11 protein-coding genes are annotated in these 15,503 nt (G+C 62.7%); 4 read left to right on the top strand and 7 right to left on the bottom strand.

The window, feature by feature from the left end:
• The first annotated feature begins 6 nt into the window (after nucleotides 1-6).
• On the top strand, nucleotides 7-552 hold the full coding sequence (gene yfcE / locus LG373_RS03995; RefSeq protein ID WP_225749072.1) for a phosphodiesterase: 546 nt from the start codon (nucleotides 7-9) through the stop codon (nucleotides 550-552).
• 90 nt (nucleotides 553-642) lie between these two features.
• Here yfcE and cydC read toward each other — a convergent pair whose 3' ends face one another.
• The 4 genes from cydC to LG373_RS03975 all read right to left on the bottom strand — a co-directional run bounded on the left by cydC (nucleotide 643) and on the right by LG373_RS03975 (nucleotide 7,104).
• The gene (gene cydC, locus LG373_RS03990) at nucleotides 643-4,152 is read right to left on the bottom strand and encodes a thiol reductant ABC exporter subunit CydC (protein WP_370632844.1); all 3,510 of its coding nucleotides are present in this window, start codon (nucleotides 4,150-4,152) and stop codon (nucleotides 643-645) included.
• A 6-nt stretch (nucleotides 4,153-4,158) separates the two neighbouring features.
• Nucleotides 4,159-4,602, bottom strand: coding sequence for a YbaN family protein (locus tag LG373_RS03985; RefSeq protein WP_225749071.1), 444 nt, complete (start codon nucleotides 4,600-4,602; stop codon nucleotides 4,159-4,161).
• 330 nt (nucleotides 4,603-4,932) lie between these two features.
• The gene (locus LG373_RS03980) at nucleotides 4,933-6,252 is read right to left on the bottom strand and encodes a Na+/H+ antiporter NhaC family protein (protein WP_114566880.1); all 1,320 of its coding nucleotides are present in this window, start codon (nucleotides 6,250-6,252) and stop codon (nucleotides 4,933-4,935) included.
• 42 nt (nucleotides 6,253-6,294) lie between these two features.
• A complete protein-coding gene (locus tag LG373_RS03975; RefSeq protein WP_225749070.1) occupies nucleotides 6,295-7,104 on the bottom strand; it encodes a type III pantothenate kinase in 810 nt (269 codons plus the stop codon).
• A gap of 146 nt (nucleotides 7,105-7,250) precedes the next feature.
• Between LG373_RS03975 and LG373_RS03970 the strand changes: the two genes are divergently transcribed.
• Nucleotides 7,251-8,963 carry an OPT/YSL family transporter gene (locus tag LG373_RS03970; RefSeq protein ID WP_225749069.1) on the top strand — a complete coding sequence of 571 codons (1,713 nt, stop codon included), beginning with the start codon at nucleotides 7,251-7,253 and terminating at the stop codon, nucleotides 8,961-8,963.
• 406 nt (nucleotides 8,964-9,369) lie between these two features.
• Complete coding sequence (locus tag LG373_RS03965) at nucleotides 9,370-10,302, top strand: hypothetical protein (protein WP_225749068.1); 933 nt, start codon at nucleotides 9,370-9,372, stop codon at nucleotides 10,300-10,302.
• 176 nt (nucleotides 10,303-10,478) lie between these two features.
• Here the strand turns inward: LG373_RS03965 and LG373_RS03960 are convergent, their stop codons facing one another.
• Both LG373_RS03960 and glf read right to left on the bottom strand, forming a co-directional pair.
• Nucleotides 10,479-11,501 (bottom strand): glycosyltransferase family 2 protein, encoded by a 1,023-nt coding sequence (locus tag LG373_RS03960; protein WP_114566884.1) that lies wholly within the window; start codon nucleotides 11,499-11,501, stop codon nucleotides 10,479-10,481.
• 65 nt (nucleotides 11,502-11,566) lie between these two features.
• Nucleotides 11,567-12,781 (bottom strand): UDP-galactopyranose mutase, encoded by a 1,215-nt coding sequence (gene glf / locus LG373_RS03955; RefSeq protein ID WP_114566885.1) that lies wholly within the window; start codon nucleotides 12,779-12,781, stop codon nucleotides 11,567-11,569.
• Nucleotides 12,782-13,004: 223 nt separating this feature from the next.
• Here glf and pta point away from each other — a divergent pair, with 223 nt between their 5' ends.
• The gene (pta, locus tag LG373_RS03950) at nucleotides 13,005-14,006 is read left to right on the top strand and encodes a phosphate acetyltransferase (protein ID WP_114566886.1); all 1,002 of its coding nucleotides are present in this window, start codon (nucleotides 13,005-13,007) and stop codon (nucleotides 14,004-14,006) included.
• Nucleotides 14,007-14,090: 84 nt separating this feature from the next.
• Here the strand turns inward: pta and LG373_RS03945 are convergent, their stop codons facing one another.
• Nucleotides 14,091-15,305 (bottom strand): acetate/propionate family kinase, encoded by a 1,215-nt coding sequence (locus LG373_RS03945; RefSeq protein ID WP_114566887.1) that lies wholly within the window; start codon nucleotides 15,303-15,305, stop codon nucleotides 14,091-14,093.
• Nucleotides 15,306-15,503: the final 198 nt, after the last annotated feature.

Raw genomic sequence — 15,503 nt, 5'->3', positions numbered from 1 at the left:
ACGCCCATGAAACTTGTCATCGCATCCGATCTGCACGGCTCGGCCGCCGCCGTGCGAACGCTTGCCAGGAGCATTGAAGAAGAGACGCCGGACCGCATCGTCTTGCTGGGAGACCTTCTCTACCACGGGCCCCGCAACGACCTGCCGCAAGGCTACGCGCCCAAAGAGGCGCTTGCCGTACTGAACCAGATGGCGGATTTCATCGTGGCCGTGCGCGGGAACTGCGATGCGGAAGTCGACCAGATGGTGCTTGATTTTCCCTGCATGGCCGATTACGCGCTGATCGAAGCAGATGGACGCCTGCTGTATTGCACGCACGGCCACCTGCCCGGAAAATCCCCCGATGACGCTCCGGCGCTGCCGAAGGGGTCGGCGTTCCTATCGGGCCACACGCACGTCAAAACCCTTGAGGAGCGCAACGGCGTGCTGTTCGTCAATCCCGGCAGCACCTCGATCCCCAAAGACGGAAGCGCCAGCTACGCCGTATACAACCAGGGGGCGTTCACGCTCAAGAGCCTCGAAGGGGAAACGATCCGCGAGCAACGCTGGTAAACCGGCAAGACGCGAGGCGAAGCGAGAGGCGGCACGGGGCGCAACCCCGGCAGCGCCCGCATCCCGCTTCACCCCGAGCCCCGCCGCGCGCTACGACACCCGACCTCGATCCACCGTGTACGTCGCGTCGGCCACCGACGCCGTCGACGCACGGTGGCTTACCAGCACGATGGTCTTTCCCTCGCGGCCGTCAAGCAGCGCCTTGAGCACGGCCGCTTCGTTCAAGCTGTCGAGGTTCGACGTCGGCTCGTCCAACAGCACGAACGGCGCATCGTGCAAAAACACGCGCGCCAGGCCGATGCGCTGGCGCTCGCCTCCTGACAGCGTATCGCCCAATTCGCCTACCGGTGTGTCCAAACCCCGGGGAAGCCGCTCGACCAGGCTGGTCAACGACGCCTTGTCGCATGCCGCTTGCAGTTCGTCTTCCGTCGCATCCGGCTTCGCAAGCATGAGGTTGTCCCGCACGGAGCCTGCGAACAGGTGGGTTTCCTGGGTCATGTAGCCCTGCAGCGCGCGCAGGCTTTCCGTGTTCACGCGGCGCACGTCGGTGCCAGACACCTCCACTACGCCGCGGGTCGCATCCCAGAAGCGCATGAACAGCTTGCACAGGGTCGACTTGCCCGATCCGCTCCTGCCGGCCAAGTGCACGATCGATCCCGGCTCGATGCGCACGTCCACGTTGTCGAGCACCGCGACGTCTCCGTAGGAAAAGTCCACGCCACGCGCGCTTGCGCCCAAGAACTCCGACACGTCCGCACCGTCGAGCACGTCATCGGTCTGAGGACGCTCGTCCAGAAGATCGAGAACCCGCGCGCCGCTGGCCAGCGTCTGCTGCAGCGTCGAGCCCAGGTTCGCCACCGCGATCACCGGCCCGAACGACGACATGAGCGCCGACGAGGCGACGATGGCGGCACCCGGAGAGAGCTGGCCCTTCGCCACCAGCGTACCCGCAGCCAGCACCATGACAACGTCGAGCGCCAGCACAAGCGCGTTCACGCCCGCCAAAGCGACCGAAGCGCGCCCCTTGAGGCGAACCTCGTCGCACTCCAACAGCTTCGTGCGCTCAGCCAACTCGCGCACGCGATCGCCCGCCCGCCCGAACTGGAGCGTTTCACGCAGTCCGCGCAGGCTGTCCAACACGAACGCGTTCATCGACCCCAGCCCCTCGCGCACCGCCTGACCGCTTTCTCCGGCAGCGAGCGACGACACGAACGGAGCCACGACGCCCACCAGCGCATACGAAGCCAAAGCCAAAACGCCCAGCAACGGCGAGAACCAGCCGATGAACGCCGCCATGCCCAAGGACACCAGCAGCGCGATCAGCGCAGGCGACAGCGTATGCGCGTAGAAAACCTCCAGGAGCTCGATGTCCGACGTGACAAGCGACACAAGATCGCCTTTGTCGCGGCCCTCGAGCTTCGCCGGCGCCAGACGTCGCAGCGCAGCGAACACCTTGTCGCGCACGAGCGCAAGCAGCTTGAAAGCAAGATAATGGTTGCACAACTGCTCGCCGTAGCGCAAAGGGCCGCGCGCAACGCCGCACACCGCCACCAGGACCAACGCCGTCCCAAGCCCCACGCCCTGCGGCAGCCCCGCCGCATCGGCCAGCGCGAACGCAGCCAGAACCGTAAGGAAAATGGCAGCGCCGAAGCCCAGCACGCCCAGCACCGCCGCTAGCACCATCCACGGAAGCAGCGGTTTCACCAGGCCCACAAGCCGCATCATCACGGCCAGATGAGAGCGGCGCGGCGCAGTTGCGAACGAAGAAACGGCCAATGACGGCGCATCTTCCGCACTCGAGGGCGTTGCTTCCCCGCCTTCGGCATCGCCCGCACCGTCATCCCCGTTCGCACGCGAAGCTTCGCCTTCGCTCGCGCTGGCGAACCGCTCCAATGAAACCTGCTGGCGCCACAAACGTGCGAACGCGCCGTCACGCGCCAGCAGTTCGTCGCATGCGCCCGATTCGGCCACGCGGCCATCGTCGAGGACGTAGATGCGGTCGGCCGACGCCACGGCGGACAGCCGGTGCGTGATCATGATGACGGTTTTTTCGCGCGCAAGGGCATGCACCACGCGCACGATGGCGCGCTCGCTTTCGGCATCGACGTTCGACGTCGCCTCGTCGAACACGTACACGGGCGTATCGTGCAGAAGGGCGCGCGCCAAAGCCAAGCGCTGCCGCTGTCCGCCGGAGAGGTTCGATCCCTGCTCGGTTACAGGAGCATCGAGCCCGCCCGCCGCGCGCACGAACCCGTCCGCTCGACAGCGCTCGAGCACCGCCCACATTTCGGCATCGCTTGCCTGCGGGTCGGCCATGAGCAGGTTCGATCGCACGGATCCTTTGAACAGGTAGCTTGCATACGAAACCACGGTCACGGTGCGCGCCGCCGATGCTTGCGATACGCAGCCAAGCGGCACCCCGGCCAGCTCGACCTCCCCGGTGAATCCCGCGTTGCGTCCGCACAGAACGCCCGCGAGCGTCGACTTGCCCGACCCGCTTTCGCCCACGATGCCCGTGAACGACCCCGCCGGAGCGTCGAAATCCACGTCCGAGAGAACCGTTCGCTCGCCGTCGTACGAATACCCCACGCCACGGCACGTCACGCCCGCCTGTTCCGATTCGACGACCCGCGACCCTCGCGCCGTCTCCGGCGCGTCCAGAATCGAGAACATCTTGTCGGCGGCGGCCATGCCGTTCATCGCCGTATGGAAGAACGACCCCAAGGTGCGCAGCGGAATGAAGAACTCGGCCGACAGGAAGATCACCGCGAACGCCGCGAACAGCGGAATCTCCCCGTTCGCGAACTGCACGAGCGCAACCACGATGCCCACCGCCGCGCCGCCGTACGCGAACACGTCCATCACCGTAACCGAATTGAGCTGCATGCGCAGAAGGCGCATGGTAGCGCGGCGAAACGTCTCGGCTTCGTCGTTCATCAAGCGATGACGCTCCTCATCGGCCCGGTATATCTTGAGCGTGGTCAGCCCCTGCAAGTTCTCCAAGAACGATTCGCCCAAATCGGTGTACGCGCCCCAGTACTGGCGCATGGCACGCTTGGCGATCTTCTGCACCGCGACGATGGAAAGCGGGATCAGCGGCACGCACGCAAGCAAGGCCGATGCAGCGGGAAGGCTCAACGGCGCCAAGCAGGCGAACAGCGTGAGCGGCGCCAGCACGGCGTAGACCAGCTGGGGAACGTACTGTCCGAAGTAGCTTTCAAGCTGCTCGCAGCCCTCCACGCTCACCTGGACCGCTTCGGCAGTGGACACGCGCTCGGAGTACGCAGGCCCCATGCGCACCAGCTTCTCGTACACCTGCTGGCGCACCTCGCGCTTGGCGGCCTGCGCAGCGGCAAGCCCGCAACGCTGCGCGCCGGCCAAACACGCCATCCGCACCGCGATGGCGGCGGCTCCCGCGCATCCCAGGCCGATCAGCCAAGAACCCAGATCCTTCACGCCCTCGAACCACGCTTGCACGAACAAGCCGATGAACACCATGAGCGCCACGTTCGCGGCGAGAGCCGCCCACTGCAGCGCGACGTTGACAACAATGGGCCCGCGCGCGGCGGGCACCATACGCAAAAGACGCATGCTGAACACGAACATCTACCTTTCAGTCGACTCGACGGGTCGCGACGGCACATCGACGTTCGACGGCGCCGCAGGGGACGGCCGGTCGGTCTTGACCACAAACCCGAAATACACGATGTGCGCGATCCACACCGCAGCCACCACGATGCGGCCGACCGGCACGTTGGCCATGAGCGCGAACGAAACCCCCAGCACGACGGTAAGCGGGCCGAGCAGCAGGAGCTTCGCCTTGACGGTCATCGTGCGCTTGGTGGCGTACCCTTCGACAACCGAGCGGTAAAGCCTGGTCGAGCGGAACCACGCATTCACCCGCTCGGAGCTGCGAGCGAAGCAAAACGCCGCCAGAAGCAAAAACGGTGTCGTCGGCAGAATCGGAACCACGGCTCCAAGCGCGCCCAAGCCAAAGCTTGCAAGCCCCCCGAAAGCCCATAACCGTTGTCCGATCCTGCGTTTCTTCATAGACGAGCATCCTTCGCGTCGCACCAACCACGTCGCCCGAAGCCGGACGACCCTTTGTTATCCAAAACTAACATAGATAGGATACGAGACAACCGCCATATTGTAAACCTTGGCTAATTTCCTCAACGCGAAGGACCGTGCACCGGGCGACGTTGCCAGCCGACCGGAGAAGGCGGAACGAGGGAAAGCGGCGGCTGCGCACGTCATTGCGCAGCCGCCAAGCTCGTCAGAACCAGCCCGGCAGAGCGCGCGGCCACGAGTCTGAAACGCAAAAAAGCCGCGCCCTCCGAAGAGGGCGCGGCGTCAGGCACGTTTCACGAAGGTGAATCTTTACGCGTTGTCGACCTTTTTCTCAGGCACGAAAAAGATGAACACGAGCGAGCTGATCAGCAGCAGGAACGGGTAGAACAGAAACGGAATGATCTGGAACGCCGACAGCGCATATCCCAGCTCAGCCGTAGCCGAAACGGCCACGAGCATCTGCGCGCCGTACGGGATGACCCCTTGGAACACGCAGGAGAACGTGTCCAAAATGGACGCGGTCTTGCGCGGCGTGATGTCGTACGTCTTCGCCATGTCGGCCGCGATGGGGTTCGCCATAACGATGGCAACCGTGTTGTTCGCCGTGGCGATGTCCATAGCGCCTACCAGCAAGCCCATGCCCAGCTGACCGCCCTTCTTGCTCTTGAACAGGCTCTTGATGCCGTTCAGCAAAGCGGTGAAGCCGCCGTACTCGCGAATGAGGGCGCAAATCGCGCTTACCAGCACGGCCACCATGGTGGTCTCGAACATGCCGGCGGCGCCCGAGCCCATGTTGGCCAGCAGGTCGGTGGGAGCGGTCGCCCCGGTTGCCATCATGATGAGGGAGCCGGACACGATGCCCAGCAGCAGCACGATGAACACGTTGATGCCCACGATGCCGCCGATCAGCACGATCAGGTACGGAACAAGTTGGATCAGATCGTACTCATGATGCACGGTCCCGCTGATGTCGGCGCCCAGCGACAGCACCAAGATGATGACCAGCGTTGCAATGGCAGCCGGCAGGGCGATCTTGAAGTTCTCGCGAAACTTGTCCTTCATCTGGCAGCCCTGGCCCTGGCACGCCGCGATGGTCGTATCGGAAATGAACGAGAGGTTGTCGCCGAACATCGCGCCGCCCATGACGCTGGCCACGCACAGCGGCATGTCGAACCCCGACGCAGCGGACACGGCCACGGCGATGGGCGTGATAAGCGTGATGGTACCCACCGACGTTCCCATGGACAGCGACACGAAGCAGCTGACCACGAACAGAACAACCACCGAATACTCAGCAGGGATAACGGAAAGCAGCAGGTAGGCGACGCTTTCCGCGCTATCGCGTCCAACGGTGCCCACGAATATGCCGGCAGCCATGAAGATGAGGATCATGGTGACGATCGTCTTGTCCCCGATGCCGCGGCCCATGATGACAAGCTTGTCGTCGAAGGGAAGCTTGCGGTTTTGGAAGCAAGCCACCATCAGCGCGATCAGGAAGATCACCACGATGGGAATGTTGTAGAACCCCATGGATATGCCCAAAACGTACTCGAACAGCACGCCTAGGCCCAGATACAGCACGAGGAACACCCCGATGGGCAGAAGCGCCTTCACGTTCCCCTTTTCCATGCACGAACCCCTTTCCAATTGGAACAATCCGCTTATTGTACCCTAGCAACGCCGATTCAGGCCGTGCAATATCCCCAAACCGCGCAAGGTCAAGTGCTCGTCGGCGCAGGTCACGCGCTGCGAAAGCGCCGCCATCGTCTGCGCGTCCTCGCCCGTGGTAACAACGGTCGTCTGGTACCCCAGCTCGCGCCACACGGCGTCCACCAATCCGTCGATGCGAGCCACCTCCCCTATCACGACGCCCGACTGCATGGCTTCGCGCGTGTTCTTCCCGATCACCGACGCCGGCGTGCGAAGATCCACGACCGCCAGCTGAGCAGCCGCATCCGATACCGCCCGTGCAGAAAGCTTCAGACCCGGAGCGATGATGCCGCCCACGAACACGCCCTCGGCGTCGACCACCTCGAAGTTGGTCGTCGTGCCCAAATCGACCACCAGAAACGGCGGCTCGTACGCGGCCTTCGCGGCGGCAAGGTCGGCTACGCGGTCGGCCCCCAGCTCGCCCGGATCGTTGTAGCGCATCTTGACCCCCGTCTTCAAACCGGGGCCCACCACAACCGGACGTCTTCCCGTCAGGCTCTTCACGGCGGCAATCCACGCGTCCGTCAAACCGGGAACCACCGACGCCACGATGCCGTCGTCAACGGAAACGGGATTGTCGAGCGTCGCCAGAAACGAGGAAATGCGAACGCGGACCTCGTCGGCCGTCATGCGCTCGTACGTTGTAGCCGTCCAGGTAGCCGTCAGCTCGCCCGCTTCGAACAAGCCCAGATTGGTCACCGAATTCCCCACGTCAACAGCCAACACCGACTGAGGCGCGCGCGTACGCTGCCCGGCTCGACCCTCGCCCATAGAAGCCGCCTTCCTTCATGAATTACACAATCACGCGAATTTAACGATACTCGTCGCGCGCCGCACCGATTATACTGTACGCGTCCGATCAGTAACCCGACTTCCTAAAACGCAAGGGGAAGCGGATATACGAAAAGGAGAAGGATATGGACTCTGTCAAAGGGCAGCTGACGCTGCGCGGCGTTCTCATAGGCTGCGTAGGCTGCGTCATCATCACCGCGGCATCGGTGTACACGGCCCTCAAAATGGGGGCGCTCCCCTGGCCCATCGTGTTCGCGGCCATCATCTCGCTGTTTTTCCTGAAAGGCCTCGGCCGCGGAAAAGCCAGCCTCAACGAAGCGAACGTCACGCATACGGTTATGTCGGCCGGCGCCATGGTAGCGGGCGGCCTCGCGTTCACCATCCCCGGCATCTGGATGCTGGGCTATGCCGACGAAGTGGGATGGTTCGAAATGCTCCTGGTTGCGCTGTCCGGCGTGATCCTGGGCCTCATCTGCACCGTTATGCTGCGGCGGCACTTCATCGAAGACGCCGAGCTGGAATACCCCATCGGAGAAGCGGCTGCGCAAACGCTCATCGCCGGCAACGCGGGAGGCAAGGTGGGCCTCAAGCTGTTCGGCTCCATGGGCCTTGCCGGCGTCTACACCGCGCTGCGCGATTTCTTCGGCGTGATTCCGGCCATGCTGTTCGGCAACGTAGCCGTTCCCGGCGTTGCGTTCGGCATCTACAACTCGCCCATGCTCTTGGCCGTAGGATTTTTAGTGGGCACGGGCGCGGTGATCGTATGGTTCGCCGGCGCGCTGTTCGCGAACTTCGGCATCATCGTAGGCGGATCGGCAGCCGGACTGTGGGACGTCGCGTCCGGGCAGGGCATCGTGTCCAGCTTGGGCATGGGCGTGATGATGGGCGCCGGCTTGGGCGTCATCTTCAAGAACATCCTGCCTAAGGCATGGCAGATGATCAAGAACACGAAAGGCTCGTTCACCGTGGCCGCCAGCCCCGCGCCCTCGAACCTTTCAAGCGACGACCCGGCAGCACGGCGCCGCATCCGCCTAAGCGCGGGCATTGCCGCATGCGGCGTGGCGGCCGTGGCGCTGCTCATCTGCTTCGGGCTGCAGCTCGGCCCCGTGCCCGCCGTCATCGTAGTGACGCTTGCCTGGGTGGCTACGGCCATGAGCGCGCAAAGCGTCGGCCAAACGGGCATCGATCCCATGGAGATCTTCGGGCTTATCGTGCTTCTGGCCGTGGCGGCCGTATCGAGCGTGCCGCAGGTTCAGCTGTTCTTCGTCGCGGGCATCGTGGCCGTCGCGTGCGGCCTGGCCGGTGACGTGATGAACGATTTCCATGCCGGCCACGTGCTGGGAACCTCGCCGAAAGCGCAGTGGATCGGCCAGGCGATCGGCGCCGTGCTGGGCGCGATCGTGGCCGTGGCCGTCATGGCCGTGCTGGTGAGCGCCTACGGGCCGGAGTCGTTCGGGCCCACCGGATCGTTCGTGTCGGCGCAGGCTTCGGTCGTGGCCACCATGGTGTCGGGTATCCCGTCCGTACCGGCGTTCGCCCTTGGGCTTGCGGCGGGATTCGCGCTCTACCTGCTGAACTTCCCCGCCATGATGCTGGGCTTGGGCATCTACCTGCCTTTCTACATGTCGCTTACGGCGTTCATCGGCGCCATGGTCAAGGTGGTCTACGACGCCGTCTGCAAGCGTCGCCGCGCCAAGCTCTCCCCTGACGAGCGCGCCGCGAAAGAGAAGGAGCAGCAGGAGACCGGTCTTGTGGTGTCGAGCGGCGTTCTGGGCGGCGAGTCCATCGTAGGCGTGCTGGTGGCATTCGCCGCCGTGTTCGCCGGAATGGGCGCGTAACGCCGAGCGCGCAGCAACGACGCGACCTGCGGCATCGACATCGCCGCAGGTCGCGAACCGCCGGCTGCGACCTGCAACCGCAGCCGGCGGTCGCAGGTCGCGCTCGCGGGTCGCAGCCCGCATTGTCGCCCGAAACGTACGGTTTTCTCGCCGAAACCGTACGTTTCGGGCGACAATGTTCGTCTTGCGAACCGAATGTCCACCATCCGCCCGCGCTGATTCTGTGAAATGATAGGTCAAGGTCTCATAGGGCGAATGGTGGTGAGATGCGATGAAAGCCAATGATGCAGAACTTGCCGGGCTGCTCTTGCAAGCCGAGCGTGCGGGAAAATGCCTGGTTCCCTCTTGCGATCGCGTTCGGGCGATCTTGCGGAGGCGCGCCGAATGCTGCGCAGTCGTTCGTCCGATGCGAGGCGTGTATGCAAGCTCGGCGTGCTGGAATGGGCTTTCAAGGTTCGATCAGGCGCTCTACGTGCTTCGCACCGTGCAGGAGCTGCATCCGGATTGGGTTTTTTGCCACGAATCGGCTGCCGTTGCGTTCGGCCTGTCCGTTTCGTACAGCAGCCTGGACGTGGTTCACGTTGCAACGTCCCGGTCGAGGCGCAACGTCAGCTCGACGAACGTTCGATGGCATGTGATTTCGGGCGACGAGCCCGTGGTCGTTCGCGGGCTTCGGGTAACGTCGCTTTCACGGACCGTTTTCGACTGCATGCGCACTTCCGGCTTCGAGCAAGCGCTTGCCGTTGCCGATAGCGCGCTGCGCATGAGCGGAAAACCATCGAGCTGGTTCGTTTCCCGCTTCAAGCGCTTGGGAAGCGGCCATGCGCATGTTGCCGATGCCGTTCGCACGATGTACCACGCCGACCCTTTGAGCGAAAGCGGGGGCGAATCCATTGCGCGCGCCGTGATGATCAGGCAGGGCTTCGCGCTTCCCGAGCTTCAGGTCGCTCTGCCGCAGCCCTTGCATGCGGGACGGTTCTATCGCGTCGATTTCCTTTGGACTCGCCTGGATGGAGGCAGGGTCCTCGGAGAGTTCGATGGGATGCAGAAATACGAGAACGCGGAGCTGCTCGGCGGCCGGTCTTCGTTGCGGGCGCTTGCCGATGAGCGTCATAGAGAAGCCCAGATTACGCTGTACGGCATGCCCATCGTCCGATTTTCGTACAAGGACGTGATGGACCAGGCACTTTTCGTGAAGCCGCTCGAAAGGTACGGGATTCCTCGCAGCACCGAAACCGCTCTTGCCGAGCGGAAGCTCGAACGCTCTCGCTCGGATTCGGCGCAGGTTTTCACGGTGCGCAGCTTCGAGGACGGCCCTTTCGAGCCTTTTGGCGCCTAGCTCAGGAAATTGTCGCCCGAAACGTACGGTTTCGACGAGAAAACCGTACGTTTCGGGCGACAATAGGTCACGAGGATCGTGAGCAAGGACCGACGGACGCGAAACGGGGAGACGCGCACCTCGGGGTACGAGAACCGAACCAGAAAGCAGAAAGCGGGCCGAAGCCCGCTTTCACGTTAGTTGAACTTGAAGATCTTCTGGGCCATGCGATAGCCGGTGATGCCGATCTTGCGGCCCAAGCCGGTAGGCAGGTTCGTGCCCATGTTGAGCGCGCTGCGGCGGATGCGGCGGTACACGTCCGAATCCTGGCGTTTCAGGTAATCCCAGATGGCCTCGCGCTTGTCCTCCGCCTCATCGGTGTCGATCATGCGCAAGAAGATGGAGCAGATGCACATCATCATGGACAGGTAGTTCTCCATGTAGCGCTCAAGACGCTTCTCGGGCACATCGTCGGGCAGGCGCACGGCGTCTATCATGGTGCGCGTCACGCGCAGCTGCTGATCGATGCGCCCGATCATGACGCTTTCGTTCACGCTCTGGTCTTCGCGACCGATAAAGTACCGATACATGTCCAGATCGCGATAGTAGATGGTCTTGACATGCGGCAGCGGCACGTACACGAAGATATTGTCCACGTAGAACGTGTGCTTCGGCAGCTCCAGCCCGATATCTTTCAAAAGCTGGGTGCGGTAGATGACCGAATGCATGAGCAGGTACTGGCTGGGCAGGAAGTGACCCACGTCGGCCCAACCGAACACGCGTCCCTCGGGAAACACGTTGCGATAATGCATGACGGTGCGCGACCCCTCGTGCACCTTCTCGTACACGTAGTTGCCGATTACCAGGTCAACGGCGTTTTCCAGCTCGCACTGGAAGCGCAGGTAGCCCATGATCTCCGACATGGCGTGCTCGTCGAGCCAGTCGTCGGAATCGACCACCTTGAAGTAGCGCCCCGTCGCGTTCGCAAGCCCCGTGTTCACCGCCTGGCCATGGCCGCCGTTCTCCTGATGCACGGCACGGATGATATCCGGATACTTCGCCGCCCAGGCGTCGGCCTTGGCGGGCGTCTCGTCCTTGGTCGAACCGTCGTCCACGATGATGATCTCGATATCGTCGCCGCACTTCAGAATGGATTCTATGCACTTGTCCATATACGCCGCCGAGTTATAGCACGGAATGGCGAATGAAATGGTCTTCATGGTTCCTATCCCCGTCGTCTTGGTAGAGCGCGGCGGGAGCGTACCCGCCGCGCAATCGATGCCTGTTACCCCGCCAGCTGATCGGCCAGCGCAAGCGCGCGGCCGATGATGACGTCCATATTGTAGTAACGATACTCGGCCAAACGACCCAACGGGTAGAAGTTCGCAAGCGGCTTGGTCAGCGCAAGATAGCGCTCGTAGTGAGCGTTGTTTTGGTCGTTGATGATGGCGTAGTACGGAATCTGCTTCTTCGGATCGTCGTAGGAGTGACTGTACTCCTTCATGATGGTGGTCTTGGGAGCCGTCTGGCCCGTCAGATGCTTGAACTCGGTGATGCGCGTGTAGTCCTCGGTCACGGTGAAGTTCACCGTTCCGCACGGAAGGACCTGCTCTTTGTCGTGCGTTTCGTACACGAAGTCCAAGCTGCGGTACGGCAAGCGCCCGAAGCGCGAGAGGAACAGCTCGTCAAGCGGGCCCGTATAGACGATGGGACCCTCGAACGCCTGATCCTTGACGTTAATAGCCGTGAGCGGAGCGTTCTCGTCGCCGCTCTCGAACTCCAGGTCGAACACGCTTTCCGCTTCGGTGTTCAGGCATACCACGATGTTCTCGTGGTCGAGCATGCGCTCGAACAGCGGCGTATAGCCGTCTGCGGGCATGCCCTGGTACGCATCCTGGAAATAGCGGTTGTCGCGCGACACAAACACGGGCACGCGCGCGGTCACGCTGGGATCAACCTCTTCGGGCGTGAGGCCCCACTGCTTCTGCGTGTAGTAGAGAAAGACGTTCTTGTAGATGAAGTCGGCGATCTCGGTAAGCTCGGGATCGTCCTGCGCGCGCAGCTCGTTGATGGTGACCTTGCGCTCGTCGCCGAACGTCTCGATCAGCTTTTCGGTCAGCTTGGCAGCCTTCTCCTGACCGAACGCGATTTCCATCGAGTTCTTGTTGAACGGCACCGGCATGTACGTGCCGTACCAGTCCGCCAGAACCTCGTGCTGGTAATCGCGCCAATCGGTGAAGCGGCGCACGTAATCGAAGGCGCGCTTGTCGTTGGTGTGGAAGATATGCGGCCCGTAACGGTGCACCAGGATGCCCGCTTCGTCCGCCTCGTCGTACATATTGCCGCCTATGTGGCCGCGCTTCTCGATGATGAGGACGCGCTTGCCGGCGCGCTCCGCCAACTCGCGCGCCACCACGCTGCCGGCAAAACCGCTGCCCACAACGATGACGTCGAAATCAGACCTGTCCAGATCAGTGAACTTCCGGTACTGCACACCCATGAAGCTGCCTTCCTTGTCCTTCCCGCCGGCTCATCTGCGCCTGCGAGGGAATCCTATGGTTGAGACGCGCGCTTTGCCGCGCCAAATATGCCGCACGTTATTTTACCGGGAAGGGTCGGGGCTGCGTGGATTATCATATAAAGTGGATAAATTCGGAAACGAATGCGAGCGCGGCCGCAGCGCTGGAAGCGGCAATTTGATACTTGATCGTAAGGACGGTGCCATGAGTTCATTTCTCGATTCCATGCTCGCCCGAGCCACGGAGAACAAGCAAACCATCGTGCTCCCTGAAGGCGACGACGAGCGTACGCTGGCGGCTGCGGAGCGCATCCTGGCCGACGGCGTGGCCGACCTCGTCATCCTTGGCGACGCGGCCGCCATCGAAGCCTCCGCATACCGACTCGACGGTGCGCGGATCGTGGACCCGCGCACGTCCGAGCTGCGCGCCGAGCTTGCAAGCCAATTCTACGAGCTGCGCAAAGCGAAGGGCATGACCCCCGAAGCCGCCGACGAGAAGCTGAACGACGTGCTGTACTTCGGCGTCATGATGGTGAAGGCCGGCCTTGCCGACGGCATGGTGGCCGGCGCTTGCCACTCCACGGGCGACGTGCTGCGCCCCAGCCTGCAGATTCTCAAGACCGCACCGGGCGTGAAGCTGGTCAGCTCGTTCTTCATCATGGTGGTTCCCAACTGCGATTTGGGCCAGGAAGGAACCTTCCTGTTCAGCGACTGCGGCCTGGAAGTGCAGCCCGACGCCGAAAAGCTGGCGCATATCGCGGTGAACTCCGCGAAGTCGTGGAAAACGCTCATCGGCACCGAGCCCACCGTGGCGATGCTCTCGCATTCGTCGTACGGCTCGGCGAAGAACGACGACGCCGCCAAGGTGGTCGAAGCTACGGCCATCGCCAAGGAGCTGGCACCGGAATTGGCTCTTGACGGCGAGCTTCAGCTCGATGCTGCCATCGTTCCCTCCGTGGGCGCATCGAAGGCTCCGGACTCCCCCGTTGCGGGCCGCGCCAACGTGCTGATCTTCCCCGACCTGGACGCCGGCAACATCGGCTACAAGCTGGTGCAGCGCCTGGCGCGCGCCGAGGCGTACGGCCCGGTGACGCAGGGCATCGCAGCCCCGGTGAACGACCTGTCGCGCGGATGCACCGCCGACGACATCGTGGGCGTCATCGCCATCACCTGCGTGCAGGCCCAGGCGAAGAAAGCCGCCGAATAACCTACCGGAACGGCACCTGCAATCGACGGTAAAAAAAGGCGACCCGTAGGTCGCCTTTTTTATCGGGTGCTTGCACTGAACGCGCTAGATCAGCGGCTCGTTCGCCTTCTCGTGCACGATGTCGAAGGTGTCGCGAGCGATCATGTACTCCTCGTTCGTGGGAATGATGATGATCTTCACCAGCGAGCTGTCCGTCGAAATCTCGCGCTCGAAGCCGCGCTGGCGGTTGCGCTCCTCGTCCAGGACGATGCCAAGGGGCTGCAAGCCCGAGAAGATCATGCGGCGCATCTTCTCGCAGTTCTCGCCCACGCCCGCCGTCAACACGATGGCATCCACGCCGCCCATGACGGCGATGTACTGGCCAATGTACTTTTTCACCGAGTTCGAGTACATGTCGTAAGCCAACTGCGCGCGCTCGTCGCCCTGCTCGGAGGCGTCGCGCACACTGCGCAGGTCGTTCGAGATGCCGGAGATGCCCAGAAGACCCGACTTCTTGTTCATCAAGTCGTTCATCTCGGCGCCGGTCAGGTTCTCATGCTCCATGACGAACGGCACGATGGCAGGGTCGATCGCTCCGCAACGCGTGCCCATCATGAGGCCGTCGAGCGGCGTGAGCCCCATGGACGTGTCCACGGCCACGCCGTGGTCGATGGCGCTGATGGAGCAGCCGTTGCCCAGGTGGCACGTGATCAGCTTGAGGTCCTCGATCGGCTCGTCGAGCACCACTGCCGCGCGCTCGGAGATGTAACGATGGGAAGTGCCGTGCGCACCGTACTTGCGGATGGCGTACTTCTCGTACAGCTCGTAAGGCAAGGGGTACATGAACGCCTTCGGCGGCAGCGTCTGGAAGAACGACGTGTCGAACACAGCCACCATGGGCACGTTCGGCATGTGCTTTATGCACGCATGAATGCCCATGAGCGCGGCGCCGTTGTGCAAAGGAGCAAGCTCCGCCAACTCGTCGATCTTCGCGATCACCTCGTCGTCAATGAGGACGGACCGGTCGAAGTACTTCCCGCCCTGCACGATGCGATGCCCAACGGCGTCGATTTCCGAAAGGGAATCGATGGCCTTGGTAGGTCCCTCGGTCAAAGATTCGAGCACCAACGCCATCGCGTCGTCATGATCGGCCATTTTCGCATCGATGACCTGCTCGTTCTCGTCAAGACCATGCTTGTGAAAAGCCTCGGCGGAACCCACGCGCTCGCAGATGCCCTTCGCCAAAAGCTCATGCTGCTCAACGTTGACCAGCTGGTACTTCAAGGAAGATGATCCCGCATTGATAACTAGGACGTTCAACGATCTGCCTCCTTATTTACTATTCCCAAGGGATATATTTTAGGCGCATGCGCAAAAGGCCGTATTCAAAGGAGGCGTCCTATCGGCAAGCGGCGCGCCGTTCACCGAAAACAAAGCCGGGCCTTTATGCCGGATACAGCAAGAGCCGGCAAGGCAGAAGGGCATCCCCCACCTTACCGGCTCCGTCTTGTCGGCCCT

This window comes from Paraeggerthella sp. Marseille-Q4926, from assembly GCF_916618935.1.
In the GTDB taxonomy this organism is placed as follows: domain Bacteria; phylum Actinomycetota; class Coriobacteriia; order Coriobacteriales; family Eggerthellaceae; genus Paraeggerthella; species Paraeggerthella hominis.
Note: the sequence above shows the minus strand (reverse complement) of the source record. Positions and strands in the feature narration are given on the sequence as shown.